The sequence below is a fragment of the Echinicola shivajiensis genome, from assembly GCF_018642165.1.
In the GTDB taxonomy this organism is placed as follows: domain Bacteria; phylum Bacteroidota; class Bacteroidia; order Cytophagales; family Cyclobacteriaceae; genus Echinicola; species Echinicola shivajiensis.
This window is the reverse complement of the sequence record NZ_JAHHZM010000004.1, coordinates 286,693-303,340: the sequence shown is the minus strand read 5'-3', so window position 1 is coordinate 303,340 and position 16,648 is coordinate 286,693. Positions and strand designations below refer to the sequence as shown.

At 39.2% G+C, this 16,648-nt stretch carries 14 protein-coding genes; 5 read left to right on the top strand and 9 right to left on the bottom strand.

The window, feature by feature from the left end; genetic code table 11:
* The first annotated feature begins 37 nt into the window (after positions 1–37).
* Positions 38–1,552 (top strand): c-type cytochrome domain-containing protein, encoded by a 1,515-nt coding sequence (locus KMW37_RS09735; protein ID WP_215224426.1) that lies wholly within the window; start codon positions 38–40, stop codon positions 1,550–1,552.
* A 179-nt stretch (positions 1,553–1,731) separates the two neighbouring features.
* Entirely contained in the window at positions 1,732–2,787 is a 1,056-nt protein-coding gene (locus tag KMW37_RS09730; protein ID WP_215224425.1) for an NHL repeat-containing protein, read from the top strand.
* Between the two features lie 201 nt (positions 2,788–2,988).
* On the opposite strand, the gene KMW37_RS09725 is transcribed toward KMW37_RS09730, so the two are convergent.
* From KMW37_RS09725 to KMW37_RS09705, 5 genes are all read right to left on the bottom strand, one after another.
* Positions 2,989–3,537 carry a lipocalin-like domain-containing protein gene (locus KMW37_RS09725; RefSeq protein WP_215224424.1) on the bottom strand — a complete coding sequence of 183 codons (549 nt, stop codon included), beginning with the start codon at positions 3,535–3,537 and terminating at the stop codon, positions 2,989–2,991.
* A gap of 389 nt (positions 3,538–3,926) precedes the next feature.
* A complete protein-coding gene (locus KMW37_RS09720) occupies positions 3,927–4,961 on the bottom strand; it encodes an adenylate/guanylate cyclase domain-containing protein (RefSeq protein WP_215224423.1) in 1,035 nt (344 codons plus the stop codon).
* 256 nt (positions 4,962–5,217) lie between these two features.
* Positions 5,218–5,568 carry a GNAT family N-acetyltransferase gene (locus KMW37_RS09715; RefSeq protein ID WP_317195563.1) on the bottom strand — a complete coding sequence of 117 codons (351 nt, stop codon included), beginning with the start codon at positions 5,566–5,568 and terminating at the stop codon, positions 5,218–5,220.
* Positions 5,569–5,740: 172 nt separating this feature from the next.
* Positions 5,741–6,421 carry an aspartate/glutamate racemase family protein gene (locus KMW37_RS09710; protein WP_215224422.1) on the bottom strand — a complete coding sequence of 227 codons (681 nt, stop codon included), beginning with the start codon at positions 6,419–6,421 and terminating at the stop codon, positions 5,741–5,743.
* Between the two features lie 211 nt (positions 6,422–6,632).
* Positions 6,633–7,235, bottom strand: coding sequence for a carboxymuconolactone decarboxylase family protein (locus KMW37_RS09705; protein WP_215224421.1), 603 nt, complete (start codon positions 7,233–7,235; stop codon positions 6,633–6,635).
* A gap of 599 nt (positions 7,236–7,834) precedes the next feature.
* On the opposite strand from KMW37_RS09705, the gene KMW37_RS09700 reads away from it, so the two are divergent.
* Entirely contained in the window at positions 7,835–8,815 is a 981-nt protein-coding gene (locus KMW37_RS09700; RefSeq protein ID WP_215224420.1) for a glycoside hydrolase family 43 protein, read from the top strand.
* A 274-nt stretch (positions 8,816–9,089) separates the two neighbouring features.
* Here the strand turns inward: KMW37_RS09700 and KMW37_RS09695 are convergent, their stop codons facing one another.
* The 3 genes from KMW37_RS09695 to KMW37_RS09685 form a co-directional block, all read right to left on the bottom strand.
* Entirely contained in the window at positions 9,090–9,545 is a 456-nt protein-coding gene (locus KMW37_RS09695; RefSeq protein ID WP_215224419.1) for an NUDIX domain-containing protein, read from the bottom strand.
* Positions 9,546–9,657: 112 nt separating this feature from the next.
* Positions 9,658–10,818, bottom strand: a complete 1,161-nt coding sequence (locus KMW37_RS09690; protein ID WP_215224418.1) for an aldose epimerase family protein — start codon at positions 10,816–10,818, stop codon at positions 9,658–9,660.
* A gap of 24 nt (positions 10,819–10,842) precedes the next feature.
* Positions 10,843–11,547, bottom strand: coding sequence for an L-ribulose-5-phosphate 4-epimerase (locus tag KMW37_RS09685; RefSeq protein ID WP_215224417.1), 705 nt, complete (start codon positions 11,545–11,547; stop codon positions 10,843–10,845).
* 237 nt (positions 11,548–11,784) lie between these two features.
* Between KMW37_RS09685 and KMW37_RS09680 the strand changes: the two genes are divergently transcribed.
* Positions 11,785–14,940, top strand: a complete 3,156-nt coding sequence (locus KMW37_RS09680) for a ligand-binding sensor domain-containing protein (RefSeq protein ID WP_215224416.1) — start codon at positions 11,785–11,787, stop codon at positions 14,938–14,940.
* A gap of 11 nt (positions 14,941–14,951) precedes the next feature.
* On the top strand, positions 14,952–15,542 hold the full coding sequence (locus tag KMW37_RS09675; RefSeq protein WP_215224415.1) for a response regulator transcription factor: 591 nt from the start codon (positions 14,952–14,954) through the stop codon (positions 15,540–15,542).
* A 13-nt stretch (positions 15,543–15,555) separates the two neighbouring features.
* On the opposite strand, the gene KMW37_RS09670 is transcribed toward KMW37_RS09675, so the two are convergent.
* Positions 15,556–16,590, bottom strand: coding sequence for a sialidase family protein (locus tag KMW37_RS09670; RefSeq protein ID WP_215224414.1), 1,035 nt, complete (start codon positions 16,588–16,590; stop codon positions 15,556–15,558).
* Positions 16,591–16,648 lie beyond the last annotated feature (58 nt).

The following is a 16,648-nucleotide window of genomic DNA, read 5'->3' as shown; positions in this document are numbered from 1 at the left end:
ATCTTTATCTGGTCAATAACGATATGCCCAAATCAATATGAGAAAGAACATTTATTTAATACTATTTCTACAAATAATCAGTACCCCTTTTTTATATGCACAGGGCCTGGATGCTACTGAAGAGCCCTCCGACCTTTGGTTGTTCATAGGACGTTTTCATCCATTGATTGTCCACTTGCCCATTGGTTTTATCCTCTTGGCTTTCCTGATGGAATTGATGGCCAAAATGCCCAAATTCCGCCATCTGGAACAAAGTGTATCCTTTGTTTTATTTCTGGGTATATTGACCTCAGTCGGTGCCGCTGTATTTGGCTATCTATTATCCCTAAGTGGAGAATACCAAGGCAGTACCCTTGACTGGCATCTTTGGTTAGGACTCTCCACCTTAGCATTTGCAATAATTGCATTGGTACTCAAATTAAAGCAAGTGCGTACTGCTTATTTTGCTTTTTTATCCGCAAGTGTTATCTGTCTGACCTTTACCGGCCACCTTGGCGGTAACCTTACCCATGGCTCGGATTACCTTTTAAGATATATGCCCAACAGCCTTCGTGCTATGGCCGGCATGCCTCCAAAACCAGTAAAAACGACCAAGCAGATCACCAATCTGGAAGAAGCCATTGTCTTCGATGACTTGATCAAACCTATTATGGACAATAACTGTGAAAGCTGCCATAATGCAGAAAAAACAAAGGGAGATCTAAGGTTAGACATCAAAGAAGGGTACCTCAAAGGAGGAGAAAATGGACCATCCCTAGTACCTGGCCAACCTGCCCATAGTGAACTGATCAAGCGGGTGAAATTATCCAAAGACCATGAGGATGTCATGCCTCCTGAAGGCAAAAAACCTTTAAGCAAGGAGGAAATTGCACTTTTGGAATGGTGGGTGACCAATGAAGCTTCATTTGATAAAAAAGTAGCAGAAGTAGACGTTCCATCCGATATCAAAGAAATATTAGATGAACTGGTCAATCCTAAAAAGGCCAGCCTGAGCCCAGTTTATGCCATGGACATCAATCCTCCATCGGAAAAGGAAATAGAAAAATTGCAGGATTTGGGTTTTTCTGTATCCCCTATTGCTGCCCAAAGTCCATTTATCCAAGTGAGTTATTTGATTTCTGGTGTAGCCTTGGATAATGAAAAAATCAAAGCCCTTGGAAAAGTTGCTGATCAAATTGCCTGGCTCAATTTGGGCAAGGTAGAACTTGAAGAGGGGCAAAACTTCAATTTCTTAAAGGATTTTAAGCATCTTACCAAGCTTCACTTGGAAAAAACGGCCATTACAGATGCCGACATAAAAGACCTGGCCAAGATGGAATGGCTAGAATACCTTAACCTCTATAATACTGAGGTCAGTGACAAAAGTATTGAACAGCTAAAAGGATTAAAGAGGTTAAGAAAAATATATTTGTGGGAAACCCAAGTCAGCGAAAGTGGCAGAGCAAATTTGCAAAAAGCTATTCCAGAATTATTGATCATAGCCGAAGGGCTACCCAAGAACTTTGAAGCAAAGGCCACTTTAGAAGACAGCTCGGCCATTGCTGCCAAATAATTGAGCAGCCTGAATTAAATGTTTAAACAAAATAAAGCGATTTGTTCAAACATTTGATATCTTTAACTGAACTAAGCTATTTAGGCAAGGAGGATTTGTTTCTCAACCTTTAGAAATAAAAAATAATAAGCGTTTCAATATTTGGGTAGCGAATAGCTCCCTAGCAATTATTCTAAAAAATGAAAAAGGACACCCAATTCGACCGAAGAAAGTTTGTAAAATATGGCTCAGCGCTAGTAACTTCTACCTTTCTTCTGCCCAACATCAATTTTGGAAAGGGCATTAACCCAGAAGATGAAATCATCGGACATGGTGATTTTAAATATAAAGTAAAAAAAGACTGGGGCAACCAAGACCCGGCCAAATACCCTGTTAAGGATTGTCACGAAATGGTTCAGGACAAAAAAGGAAGATTGATCCTTTTGACCAATGAAACCAAAAACAATGTCATGTTTTATGACAGATCTGGAAAAATATTAAAAACCTGGGGCCATGATTTCCCGGGAGCACACGGCTTGACCTTGCATGATGAAGGTGATGAAGAGTTCCTTTATATCACTGATCATGACCGTCACCAAGTGTATAAAACCACTTTGGATGGCAAAATCCTTTTGACTCTGGATTATCCAAAGGAAACAGGAATGTACGAAAGTGCTGAGCAGTACAAGCCTACAGAAACAGCCATTGGTCCAAATGGTGATATCTATGTGGCGGATGGATACGGTAAAAGCTTTGTGATCCAATATTCTGCCAAAGGCGAATATATCCGTCATTTCGGTGGAAATGGCGATGGCGACAAGGAATTGAAGCAAGCTCACGGGGTGTGCTTGGACACCAGGAAAAAAGGCAAGCCTGAGCTTTTGGTGACTTCTAGAGCAGCACAGGAATTTAAGCGTTTCAGCTTGGATGGAGAGCATTTGGAAACCATCCAAACGCCAAACTGCTGGATTTGCCGTCCAGTGATCAAGGGGAAAAACCTTTATTTCTCTGTGATTGTTTCCAACACTTGGTCAGCTTATGATGGTTTTGTATTGGTATTGGACAAGAAAAACAAGGTAGTTTCTGCACCAGGAGGAAATGCGCCGGTATATGTGGATGGTAAGTTGCAGGCAAACGAAAACGCAGGCAATACATTTATGAATCCACATGATGTCTGTATCGATCAGGATGAAAACATATTTGTTCCTCAGTGGGCTTCTGAAAAGACCTATCCTATTTTATTGGAGAGGGTTTAATAAATGGTTCCTCTGAAAAGGACCGAGAGCATTCAAAAAAGCCAGCAAAACTTGCTGGCTTTTTTGTTTTGATGAAGATATGGATTTTAGGAAAGTAAAATGATCGGCTAAGACGCATTGAAAATGCTGGAATTTAGCAACCCGCGTTACAACCTTAAATCCTGGCGTTTGTCCTCCCATATACCTTGTTAAAGCCACTTATTAAAAGTCTATTTTTCTCCAAACCAATTTATGTTTGTTTGGGCCAATAAAATCGGTACTTAATATCAGTTTATCTTCTTTTAACTCAAAATTCCTAATTTGATTTTGACCAACCCAATTCGGGAAAGAACTTATTTTAATTTGATGGGTTACTTGCTTGGAATTGAGATTCACTTCATAATTCCCCGAATAGGCAATAAAACCCTTGAAAGCAGTGACCACTTCATTTGGTTCCCCTTGAAGGGGATCCTCGGAGAGAAACTGAGGCCTATTGTTTTTCATAACCATTACGGACATATTCCCATTGATGTCATAATTAATCTGCCCTATTGCATCCACACCAAAAGGAAAATCTTGTTTCCCATCTTTTGACTCAATCATCCATTCTTGTAATTCCCAAGAACCTACAAATTGTTGTTTTTTATTCTTTTCCATGTATCCCTTGGCCTTAGTTGTATCCGTTTCATCATTTACAGTTGAAGATTTATCTTGCTTGCAAGCTGTAAAACATAAGATGATTAAAAATGAGGTTTTTATTAGTCCTTTCATTATGTATAGTTTTTAATTGTCTAAAAGGCTCTCTCTGCTTGCCCTCATTTGCATGTGGGACTTTAAATCATTGCGTTTTGAACGTCTTGGCATTTCCAAAAACAGACGTGTCCTATCATAACTAATTTCGTCATCGGCATGAGGAACAATATATCAATCATGTCTTCGAATGATGAGATTGCTTCGCTTTGACAACCATTGACCTGAATAATATGTCATGCTGACGATAGGAAGCATCTCTTCCAGTAACTATCATAAAGAGATCCTTCCTTTGTCAGGATGACATCGATTTGAAGCTCACTTAATATAGCCCCTTTATATTTAAGAGAATGTAACCTCTCACAATCACGGGGATTACTAAGATCGCCCAATTTAATCCCAAACTTAACCTAGCCAATTTTCACACCATATAATACTATAGCCTCCTCTTTTCCTTTAAGGGCAATACTACCTAATTGCTCAAAATCAAAACTATTTCCTTCCAGCAATTCCTTCAAAGATTTAGATATCAACAATTCCTGTTGGAGAGTATTGCATTGGTCTTGAATCCTGGCGGCGGTGTTAATGGTGTCGCCATGGTAGGCGATCTCTTTTTTGTATTTGCCCACCTCGGTCACGGTAACCATTCCCGTATGCATCCCGCCTTTGAAATGGGGCAGGCAATTATATTGCTGGGCATAATAATCCTTCTTTTCTAGCAGCTGCTGTTTAAAATTGAAAAAGGCTCCTAGGCAATTTTGGTTCTTTAATCCATCCTTTGTCTTCCAGGTCAGAATGGCTTCATCTCCTACATATTGGTAAATTTCCGCTTCATTTTCTGCTACTATCCCAAGATCATTGAAGCAGTCCTGGATCAATTTGCTGTATTGGATATGCCCCAACCTTTCGGCATGGGCAGTGGAGGACTGCAGGTCCAAAAACATAAAAATACGCTCTTCCTCACGTGGGGTGTAGAATTTTCCGCGGATAAGCTGCCAAAGGTTATCGCTACCAAAATAGAATTGGGCTTGCCTCAGGCCAAACATAAGGCTGTCCACAGTGACGATATACAAATAGATGGCAAAACTTCCCGGCTCAAAGGCAAATTCCAAATAGCTGATATTCTTTCCAAAAATCAGGTAGGCCAAGGAAACAAGGCTAAACAAAAACAAAAGCACATAAATAACCCTTAGAGCCAAAAGTCCTCGCAGGGATATTTTTTTGTATCCATACTCCTCGTTTAAGATCTGGGCATAGCCAGAGATCACCCCAAATATCAACCCGCCAACCATCGAGATCAAGATGGATTTCCAAAGCTCAAACTGCACCGAGCCCAATTCACGGGTTCCTTCTCCCCTGACCACACTGAAAAATACCAGTGCCAAGCACCAACCTATCATATACTGTCGAATGATCTGCCACTTTTTCTTGTTTTGGAGTTTCATTGGCTGGTTTGCTACTTAACTAATTGACTGAAAGAACTAGTTTTTTCCTTCTATTAAAACTAAGGAAATTAGTTAATAGTAAAAACAGCGTATTTGGGCAATAGTGATGAATGAATTGAATGCACTAAAAAATTAGAGGGTTCGAATGGCATATTGAAAATGTCAGCATTTAGCAAGCCGCGTAGCAAATGCGAGTTAGTTGGAAACTTCCTTCCCAAACTTATTGCGGGATAATCGAATCCGCTAGAAATTGAGGTTATATATTATTAATTTGTTTACTCAGATAAACATTAGGATTATACTTCTCCATATAAATTTCTGGTTTAGATAGCTTAGTAAATCCATATTTCTCATAAAGCCATTCAGCGGTACTTGTCAATAAAATCCAACGTCTTAAACCTTGTAATTCTTTATGCTCCATGATGGTCTCCATAAGCCATTTACTCAATCCAAGCCCTCGGTATTCTTTTAGAAGAAAAATATCTCCCAAATACGCGATGGTAGAAAAGTCGGAGATAACTCTTGCATAACCAATTTGCTTTGGTCCAAGGTACATTCCAAAATTCAAGGAATTGTCAATTGATTTTTCAACTTTTTCAAATGAGATTCCATTACCCCATCCGGATTAGTTGGTCAAAAAATCGTGAATCAAGCCAATATCCAATTTCATTTTGTCAGTTGAAATCAGGTATTCATTTTTATACTTTTCTACAATTTCCACTCTAACTCAAGTTTCTTAAAATTAATGTAAACGGTAAAGAATAAACAACTGGCTTTTCTTAACTCAAGGTGAAATTCACAATGTTTTCAACATGGATTTTTGTTGTGTCAAATACAGGAAAGTCAAAGTCATTTTGATCGATAAGCAATGGGATTTCTGTGCATCCTAAAATAAGCCCTTCCGCTCCTCTTTCTCTTAATTCATTGGCATATCGAATAAACTTTAATTTCGATTCTTTGCTGACAATCCCCTTTCCAAGTTCATTTTTGACAATCTCCTGTATTTCTTCAATATCTATTTTCTCTGCTGGAACAATGGTTTCAATATTATATTCCTTCAGCTTGTTTCGGTAAAAATCCATTTCCATTGTGAACTTAGTTCCTAACAGTCCTACCTTATGTAGACCTTGTTTCTTGATTTCTTCCGCAGTCGCAGATGCAATATGAATAATAGGAATATTAATTTCCGATTGAATTCTATCAGCGAACAAATGGGCTGTATTGGCACATAAGACTATGGAATCTACATTATTGGAAATTAAATTTCTACAAGCGTTGAAAATCAGATCATAGGAATTGGTCCACCCTATATCTTGAATGTCAGAAAAATTCAGAGAATAGATGATACATTCGGCAGAGTTCAGGCCTCCTAGTTTTTCATTGATACCTTGGTTGATATATTTGTAGTAGTCCAAAGTTGAAGTCCAACTTATTCCACCCACTAATCCTATTTTTTTCATGTTAATGCGCTCTTGTTTTTTGACTTGTTGTTAAGAGTATAAATATCTCCTCTATGAACCTAAAGCTCCCAAGAAATTTAAACTTAAAGAATTTGCTCAATTATAAAAACAACCCACATAAGGTGGATTTCTATTTATTAAAATGATTAAAAAAAGACAGCGATACACAGCAATCAATCATGCCACTAACAAGAAAATGCACAGAGAAGGCTTACACCGCCTTGGCACTCTTTTTTCTCTTCCTGTTCATCAGCTTCACAATGAAAGACCTTAAAAATACAGGAGGATACTTGTATCCTTTTTTTGCCAACCTTTTGCCCATATCAGGATATTCATCTGTCTCTGCAGGCGTCGTCCCAAGCCCATCCACATACCTATTATACATACAAAATGCCGCCGCAATCAATACTGCATCATGAATATCTTCTTCACTTGCCCCCTTTTCCTTAGCGATATCTACATCCTGTTGTGACACCAATTTTCCACTTTTTTGGACTTTCGCCGCGATGCTTAATAGCGATTTGAGTTTGTCCGATACTGGGGCACTTTCCATATCTTCTACCAAGCAAGCCACTGTTTTTCCTTCATCTCCTAAATGGGCATTGGCAGAAGCTGAATGAGACTTATGGCAAAACTCACAATCATTTAATTTTGATACGTAAGATGCAATAAGCTCCCTTTCTGCTCGGGAAAGCCCCGAAGGTCCGTGAAGTAAGGTATGTGCTAAATTTGACAAAGCATTTCCAGTTGATCCTTTATAGAACAATAGTTCAACAATGCCTGGTTGGTTTACTCCTGTTTTGATATAAGCCATATTATTTTTTTAATTAACGTCCTCAAATTAAGCCTCTGTATGACTAAACACTTCCATCACCATCCCCTTAAAATTGCTACTTTTACATAGACTATACAGCATTCAAGTATTACTAATTCAAGTCTATTAAAGTTAAAGAATTAAATGGGGAGTAAAAATATACAAGCATAAAGCTATTGATACCACACTACATCAAAAAAGAACTACCTGAATTTAGGTCTACCATTGACGTGAATAAAATGTCCCCGACAATTGTCGGGGCAGGCTATGCTGACGATAGGAAGCATCTCTTCCAGTAACTATTAGGAAAAGAGATCCTCTCGCCGCGGCGAGTGACATCGATTTGAAACTTACGTCATACAACTCTTTTATATTTGAGAAAATGGTGACCTCTCGTATCGTACTTGTTGGCAACTAGAATCATTAAATCCCAGCCTTGGCAACGCGGCTTAACTTGGAGATACATTATAAGATAGATCGCAAGGCCTAAATAATTTTTATTGTATTTTTTACACTTATTATTTTTTATCAGGGAAAGCTGTGTTATTTTTGGTAGGTATAGCATAAATCAACCTCTAGAACCAAAAATAACCCCCGATATGAAAATCAAAAAAATTTTGTTCTGCGCTCTGCTAGCGGGCATTTCTGCCTATAGCTTTGCACAAGGCTCTAATGAAACCATTATGCCCAAAGCCCCAAGCAATCCGGTCATCACAGAAAAATATACCGCAGACCCTGCAGCCATAGTATATAGGGATACGGTATTTCTTTATGTGGGACATGATCAGGCTCCACCTAGAAAAAACTTCTATGAAATGCATGAATGGTTGATCTATTCTTCCACGGATATGGTCAACTGGGAAGAAAGGGCTGCTGTCAATGTGAAGGAAACATTTGAATGGGCAGCAGATGATGCCTGGGCTGCAGAAGTCATTGAAAAGGATGGGAAATTCTATTGGTACGTAACCGTTTCCCATAAGGACATCCATGGTAAGGCCATTGGGATAGCTGTGGCTGACAGTCCAGTAGGTCCTTGGAAGGATGCTTTAGGAAAGGCTTTGATCACCAATGATATGACCACGGATACAGAAATCAGTTGGGATGATATCGACCCGACGGTCTTTATCGATGATGATGGTTCTGCCCACCTGTTCTGGGGCAACACCATTTGCTATTACGCCAAATTGAAGGACAATATGCTGGAATTGGATGGTGAGATCAAACAGATCCCATTGCCCAATTTTACCGAAGCCCCTTGGGTACACAAAAAAGGAGATAACTATTACCTATCTTATGCCTATCAATTTCCCGAAAAAACTGCTTACGCTATGAGCAAAAGCATCAATGGTCCTTGGGAGTACAAAGGCATTCTCAATGAGGTGGCAGGCAACAGCAATACCAACCACCAAGCGATCATTGAATTCAAAGGGAAGGATTACTTCATCTACCATAATGGCAGCATCCCAACTGATGGGGGCAGCTTTAGAAGATCGGTCTGCGTGGATTATCTCTACTATAATCCTGACGGCACCATGAAGCGCGTAATCATGACCTCAGAAGGAGTCAATCAAGCTGAATAAATATAATAGTATTCTCATCCAGAGACATCACCGTGTCCCGACAAATGTCAGGAAGGGATCTTTTCCAGTGACAAATCCACTTGAGAGATTCCCTGCCTTGACTCTGAAAGGCGGACTGTGTTGTTCCAACAGCTGTGCTGCAGAACCCTTAATATTGAGATTGAGGCCTGTCCAACTCTGACGGGCTCAACTTTATAAGTGCCGGGGCAAAGCCCTCGGCACAACCTCACCGATAATTACAGATATCGAAATTATAAATTCTTACTAAACAGCCTCATTTTTCCACATACCCGTAGTAAACTCCTTTTTTATATGCTGAACCTTCTGCTTTCAGCCACTCCTCAAAAAATTGCCGGCAAAAGCCACCCAGATCATAGTTTAAAATTTCCTCTGGCCTTGCCCAAACATATTCATCCGCTTCATCATTAAGTACTACCGTTTCATTATCTGTACGGCAACAGAAGTCTATAAAGATAAAATGCCGCTCCTCTTCAAATTTATCAGAGTTCACACTTTCTTGAATACTCACCAGCTCTATATCATACACTTCCAGACCAGTTTCTTCCAATACCTCTCTTTTTAGAGCTTCTTCCATTTTTTCCCCTTTCTCAATATGGCCTCCTGGGATTACATATTGATTGTTCCATTTAGAAGACTTGCACAGTAATATTTCATCTTTGGGATTAAGAATAATCGCTCCTACAGTAGGTTCTGGATATATGGACTTCATAAGCACTGTTGTTATTTGACCTTGGCAAAACTAGTGGATATAAAAAAGAAAACCACAACAGGACAAATATAAGCCCCATTGTGGTCCAATAATCAAGTTGGTTTTCAGTAGTTTACTTCACTCCAAAATGATACTTGATATTGTGTTTATAAGTCTCTCCTGGATTCAATCTAGCTGAAGGAAAACTTTCCTCATTTGGCGAATTTGGGAAAGTTTGTGGCTCAAGACATAAACCATAATATTGCTCATAGGTAACGCCATCAACGGTGATAGATCCATCTAGGAAATTACCGCTATAAAACTGTACTGCAGGTGAGTCCGCATAAACTTCAAGTACGCGACCGGTACCTTCATGATATAATTCCACCATTTTGGCCATTTTACCATCATGCTCAGTTTTTACCACATAATTATGATCATACCCTCCTTCCACTTGGGCTATTCTTTCTCCAATTTTATGTGGGCTGGTAAAATCAAAAGGTGTTCCCTCCACAGGCAATACTTCTCCTGTTGGAATCAAAGTATTATCTACTGGAGTGTAGTGGTCTGCCAAAATGGTCAATTCATGGCCCAAGATGGTTTCCTTCAATCCGCTAAGATTAAAATATCCGTGGTGGGTAAGGTTCACCACTGTTGCCTTATTCGTAGCCGCTTCAAATGAAATCAAAAATTCATTGTCATTGTTCAGCTCAAAGGTCACATTGGTGGTCAATTCCCCTGGATAACCTTCTTCACCATCAGGACTTACATAAGTCAAAGTAATTCCAGCAACATCATCTTTATCTTCAATTTTAGCTTTCCAGAAGACTTTATTGAATCCTTTGTCACCTCCGTGTAGGTGATTTGTATCATCATTGGTAGCTAATGTATATTCCTCTCCATCCAAAGAAAATTTACCTTTAGCAATCCTGTTGGCATAACGGCCTACTGTTGAACCAAAATAGTTCGTGCTCGTACTGTATCCTTCCAGATCTTTATAATGTAAAACGATATTCTCCAAATTTCCATCCCTGTCAGGAACAACCATTCTTGGGATTACCCCACCATAATTGGAAATATCCACCTCAATTCCATTGGCATTTTTAAGGGTATAGATTTGGGCTTCCTTGCCTTCCACTGTAGCATTGGCTACGGTTACATCCAAACCATTATCCTGTTCCTGGACCTCTTCAGTAGCTTCAGATTTTTCAGATGATTTAGGAGAACAAGCATAAAAAGATAAGGCTAAAGCCATAACTGACAGCCCCAAAAGATTAGATTTCAATAGGTTCATAAAGTTTATTTTTGGTTATAAATTTTAGCAACCTTGCCCGTAGTAGGCATCTTTACCATGCTTACGATCATAGTGTTTTTTGATCAAAGCATCCTTTAGGCGAGGTGCATTAGGGTTAATTTGGAGCGTAAGATAAGCCATTTTTGCAACTTCCTCCAAAACTTTGCTATTGTAAACTGCCTTTTCCGCACTTTTCCCCCAGGTAAAGGGACCATGACTCCCTATCAATACCATCTCAACTTCCTGATAATCTAGTCCTTTCTCCTGAAAACAATCCAAAATCTGCTTCCCTGTCATATGCTCATAATTTCCCTGTATCAACTCATCAGCCATAGGTGGGGCACAGGGAATATCTTTGGTAAGATGATCAGCATGTGTCGTCCCAAAAATAGGAATGTCCATTTGTGCTTGGGCCCAAGAAACACCATATAATGAATGGGTATGGACTATTCCTCCTATAGCACTCCATTCCTTATAGAGGTAAGCATGGGTCTTGGTATCTGAAGAAGGCCGCATTTCACCCTCTACTACTTTGCTATCGAAATCCATAATGACAATGTCCTCTGGCCTCAACTTCTCATATGCTACTCCACTGGGCTTGATGGCAAATACCCCTTCACTCCTATCTACTGCACTTACATTACCAAAAGTATAGACTACCAAATCCAACTTTGGCAATTGCATATTGGCCTCGTAACACTCTCTTTTTAATTCCAAATATTTACTCATTGGTCAATTGGTTTTATCTTTAATTGCGCTATTCCAAGTTAATTATTCTTACGATGCACAATTTAAAAATATTATTTGTATTTATTACACTTATAAATTCAAAGATCTGTTTTTGGTATTTGAGATGAGTGTTGATTATCATGCACTTCTTATGGAATTTACCATTTTTTACCAATTAGTACATAAATACATTAAATTAGGTATTGTTTTAACCAAGGCCATTGACAATTTTTACGCATGCTTAGAATTTTATCTTTTTGTATCTTTTTAATTCTGTCAGTAACCTCCAATTCGGTTCATTCCAAGGAGCTTCCCTTGAACTTCAGGGCCTACGGAATCGAAGATGGAATCAATCAGCCTTTTCCCTATGATATATTGCATAGCCAAAGTGGTTATATCTGGGTGGCTGGTGAAAATGGCCTTTGGAAATTTGATGGTAATTCTTTTAAGTCCTACAAGCATGATGTAGAAGATAGCAGCTCTTTGGCCTATGATTTTGTTTGGATAATTTTCGAGGATAGCCAGCATAATCTCTGGGCAGGAACCTATGGAGGAGGTGTCAGCAGGTATAATCCCCAAACTGATAATTTCACCAATTTTTCCTTTGATGAAAACGACCCCTACTCTATCAGCGATGACAGGGTCAGGGGAATAGCGGAAGATCCAAATGGCAATATTTGGCTAGGCACTGACAATGGACTTTCCATGCTTGACATCAAAACAGGACAATTTGCTAGATATACTACCAAGGATGGCCTATTAAGCAGCACAGTCCGACAAATCAAATTGTCGCAAGACCAAAAAAAACTATTCATTGCAACGGGTAAAGGTCTAAATATTCTAGATCTGGAAACTAAGAGTTTTTCCTCCATCGAACATCGAAAGAATGTAGATAACAGTTTAAGTCATTTCTATCTTTATGATATTTTGGAATATCCTAAAGGTACGCTTTGGCTGGGAACCGGAGCAGGTTTGGACAAGCTGGAATTAAAAAGTAATAAAATCACCCACTACAATTCATCCAATAATCCCAATAGCCTAAGTCATGATGTAATCTTCTCTATCAACAAGCACCATGATTATCCCAGCAAATTATTTGTAGGTACACTCGATGGCCTAAACATGTTGGATCTGAAAACGGATAATGTCCAACGCATTTGGTCAGACAAGACCAAACCAAACAAACTTAAAGGGGATAATATTTATAAAGTCAGCCCCGGTCGGGATGGAAGCCTTTGGGTCGCGGTCTATAATGAAGGGCTATTCCAATATCACCCTCATTATAACAAATTCAATTCCTTAAAACTGGTGATAGATGCCTCTGACAAATATTACTCCAGGGTATCCAGTATGATCCAGCATAATAAGGATGAATACATTTTTACCACCTATTCGGGGCTCTTTGTCAAAAACTTCAAAACTGGCAATACTGAAAAATATAAAATTGAAAATGGTGATCCCAACAGTGTAAACAGATTGGCCATGATTACCAGGGTTTCCGATGACATCTACTGGATAAGCACATGGAGCAATTTCATCTATGAATGGAATCACAAAACGAAAACCTTAAAACCGCTGCCCCATAAGACGCCAGAGGAAAAGTTTCTACCAGAATTCAATCTACCCATCTTATGTGACAGCAAAAAAAGGATATGGATAGGCAATTCGGAAAGAGGCTTATTTATCTGGAATGAAGAAACACAACAGGCTGATCCCTTCCCCATCAATGACCAGTTGGTCAGCAATGGTAAGCATGATGAATTTATCTCCTATATATTTGAGGACAGCAAACATAATATCTGGATCGGAAGTCAAGGAGGACTTAATCTTTTGGATGAGGGAAGCCAAACATTCAAAAAATTCCAACACGTAGAGGGAGATTTCAATAGTCTGAGCAATAATAAAATCAACCATATATCCGAAGACCATTTGGGCAACTTATGGATAAGTACTGAACTTGGACTTAGTAATTTTAACATCCGGGACAGTACATTTACCAATTATTACACCATGGACGGTTTACCCTCCAATGTTATCAGTTCCACCATTGAGGACGATGAAGGAAACCTTTGGATCGCTACTGCTGAAGGAATCTCTAAAAAAAGCCCAAATGAAAATTTCAGAAATTACAATAGCCAAGATGGTTTAATGGATAATTATTTCATCTTTCGTTCGGCCTATAAGGATGACAAAGGCCAGATTTTCTTTGGCCACTCCACTGGACTTGAATATTTCGATCCCAAACGAATTCCGGAAAACAAACTTAACCCCAAAGTATTAATAACGGGAATTGATCTGTTTAACAGTCCCATATCCCCTGGAGATACCAATAAAATCTTAAAAAAGGCAGTTGCGGAGACTGAATCAGTATCCTTCAGTCATGAGCAATCAGTGATTTCCTTTCACTTTACAGCCATAAACCATATCAATGGCCATAAAAACAAATTTCAGTACCGGTTATTGGGCTATGACAAAGACTGGAGACCCATTACAAATAACCGTTCCACCACTTATACCAATCTGTCTCCCGGAAATTATACATTTCAAGTGATGGCTAGCAATAATGATGGTAAGTGGTCTGCACAGAGAGCTTCCCTAGCAGTCACCATCCTCCCTCCATGGCACCGAACATGGTGGTTCAAAACGCTATTCACCCTTTCATTTTTGGGCATAGTCCTCTATCAGTTTATGAGCCTAAATAATAAGAGGGAAAGACTTCAAAACATGGTAGCCGAAAGGACCTCGGAAATACAATTTCAAAAAGACAAAATAGAAGCGCAACATCTCGTTTTACAGCAAAAAAACCAAAAGATCGAAAATCTGCTCAGAGAACTTAACCACAGGGTAAAGAACAATTTGCAACTCGTTTCGAGTATCCTCAACCTACAAAGCAGAAGTGTAAAAGACCTCAATGCCAAAGAAGCACTTACAGATGGTCGTATGCGTATGCAAGCCCTTTCACTTTTGCACCAAAAACTCTATGTGACCGAAATAGACTCAAAAGTGAATTGTAAAAATTATATAAAGGACTTATTCGACCAAATAGAAGCCGCCTTTAAAAGCAATTATAAATCTTTGGAATATAATTTCGAGGCAGATGACTTTTCATTGGGTCTTGACAAGGCCATTCCTTTGGGGCTTATTCTGAATGAGCTGATCACCAACTCATTCAAACATGTAAAAGAAGATAAAATTGCCATCGACTTAAGACTAAACAAAAAGAAGGAACTCATCCATTTTTCATTCTCTGATAATGGACAGGGACTAACTGAATCTTTGATTTTCGAGTCACAATCCTTCGGCCTGAGCATGATCAGGTCTTTGGTGGAACAGCTAAATGGAAAACTGGATATTTCAGAAGGAATGAACACAAAAATCTCAATTATATTTTAAACACAGGAGTAATGAGCAGCGCAAAAAAAGTATTGATCATAGAAGATGAGATATTGATAGCCAAAGACCTTGCCTACCTTTTGGAGGATATAGGCTATGAAAATACTGGTATTGCCAACTCCGGGGAACGAGCATTGGAACTGTTCAAAAAAAACAAGGTGGACCTGCTTCTTTGTGATATTAATATCAATGGTTCAATGGATGGCATAGAAACAGTCAAATCCATCCAAAAATACAAAAAAGTGCCTGTTATTTATATTTCCGCCTTTTCAGATCCCATCACTGTAAACAGAGCAATTGAAACTTCTCCCAGTTCATTTTTGACCAAACCCTACAATGAAAGAAGTGTGCAGATCGCCATTGACCTGGCCATTGCCAACTTTAACAACACCAATAAAAACCTTGAGGAAAATGAAGTATTTCAGCAGTTGACCCAACGTGAAAGGGAAATTATCCTGTTGATTGCAGAAGGCAAAACAAGTGCCGATATCGCCGAGCAGCTTTTCATTAGTCCGACCACAGCCGCCAAACATAGAAATAATATCCTGGCCAAAACAGGCTGTAATAACACTTCCGAAGTGATTAAATTGCTTTATACTTAAGTTAGATCCTGCTTTAATCCAGCTCAAGGCAAAAGTATTTAACCTTTTTTCTCTTCCAGGTATAGGAAATATGGATTCGCCCATCCGTGGATTGAATAATAGCAGGATAGCTGAATTCCCCTGCATCCTCGTCTTCCAAAACCAGAATATCCGTCCAGTTTACGCCATCATCAGAAACAGCTAAGTTCAGCTTATTTCTACCATCCGACCATTTTCCTCCTCTCACAGTGGGATTGTAAACAAGAAGCTGTTTACCATTCTCCAATGTGACGGCATCTGTGCCGCTGTTTGGATTGAGCAGTTCAGTTCTCTCCAGCTTAGACCAACTTTGTCCATTGTCTTCGGACCAAGCAGTAATCTCATTATTTTGCTTGCTGCGGCAAAGCACTTGAAGTCTCCCATCTTCATATTCTAAAATACTGGGTTGGATTACATCAAAATCCCCCTCATGGTCGATATTCACTTTTTGCCAAGTCCTTCCTTGGTCCTTGGAAATCTCTATATGTGCCCTCCATCCTTCATCATCCTCCATACTGGAAGGGGCCAAAATGGTCCCATCACTCAAGGTAATTGGCTTATTTTTAATAGGTCCCAGAAAACCTTCAGGCAACCTTTCACCCTCTGACCAAGTATTGCCGTCATCATGGCTGACCTTAAACATTCCCCACCACTCTTGGGGAGAAGGGCCCTCTTTATAGAAAAGGACCAACTTATCATCAGACATTTTAAATAATACTGGATTCCAAGTCGGATAACTTAGATTTTCATCAATATATCCATCAGCCACTTTTATAGGGTCTGACCAAACATCTCCTGACTTTTTAGCTGTCCAAATAGCTACATTCGGATGGCGTTCAAACTCTCCACCAAACCAGGCAGCCATGATATCCCCACTGTTCAGCTCAACCAAGGTAGAGGCATGGCACTCTTTAAAAGGGGCCTCCTCATAAATGAACTCTTCTTTAATTATTTTCACATCATTCTGTCCAAAACTGGTGCCATGGGCTAGAAAAACCAAAAGCACCAAAACGATTGTATGTTTTATCATATACAGCATAGCTCTTAAAATGACAATTTAGTCAAACACCCTATATCTAAATACTCCA

Bases quoted from the DNA above. Each gene is read 5' to 3' on its own strand.
- KMW37_RS09735 (WP_215224426.1), top strand. From the start codon at position 38: ATGAGAAAGAACATTTATTTAATACTATTTCTACAAATAATCAGTACC.
- KMW37_RS09730 (WP_215224425.1), top strand. From the start codon at position 1,732: ATGAAAAAGGACACCCAATTCGACCGAAGAAAGTTTGTAAAATATGGC.
- KMW37_RS09725 (WP_215224424.1), bottom strand. From the start codon at position 3,537: ATGAAAGGACTAATAAAAACCTCATTTTTAATCATCTTATGTTTTACA.
- KMW37_RS09720 (WP_215224423.1), bottom strand. From the start codon at position 4,961: ATGAAACTCCAAAACAAGAAAAAGTGGCAGATCATTCGACAGTATATG.
- KMW37_RS09710 (WP_215224422.1), bottom strand. From the start codon at position 6,421: ATGAAAAAAATAGGATTAGTGGGTGGAATAAGTTGGACTTCAACTTTG.
- KMW37_RS09705 (WP_215224421.1), bottom strand. From the start codon at position 7,235: ATGGCTTATATCAAAACAGGAGTAAACCAACCAGGCATTGTTGAACTA.
- KMW37_RS09700 (WP_215224420.1), top strand. From the start codon at position 7,835: ATGAAAATCAAAAAAATTTTGTTCTGCGCTCTGCTAGCGGGCATTTCT.
- KMW37_RS09695 (WP_215224419.1), bottom strand. From the start codon at position 9,545: ATGAAGTCCATATATCCAGAACCTACTGTAGGAGCGATTATTCTTAAT.
- KMW37_RS09690 (WP_215224418.1), bottom strand. From the start codon at position 10,818: ATGAACCTATTGAAATCTAATCTTTTGGGGCTGTCAGTTATGGCTTTA.
- KMW37_RS09685 (WP_215224417.1), bottom strand. From the start codon at position 11,547: ATGAGTAAATATTTGGAATTAAAAAGAGAGTGTTACGAGGCCAATATG.
- KMW37_RS09680 (WP_215224416.1), top strand. From the start codon at position 11,785: ATGCTTAGAATTTTATCTTTTTGTATCTTTTTAATTCTGTCAGTAACC.
- KMW37_RS09675 (WP_215224415.1), top strand. From the start codon at position 14,952: ATGAGCAGCGCAAAAAAAGTATTGATCATAGAAGATGAGATATTGATA.
- KMW37_RS09670 (WP_215224414.1), bottom strand. From the start codon at position 16,590: ATGATAAAACATACAATCGTTTTGGTGCTTTTGGTTTTTCTAGCCCAT.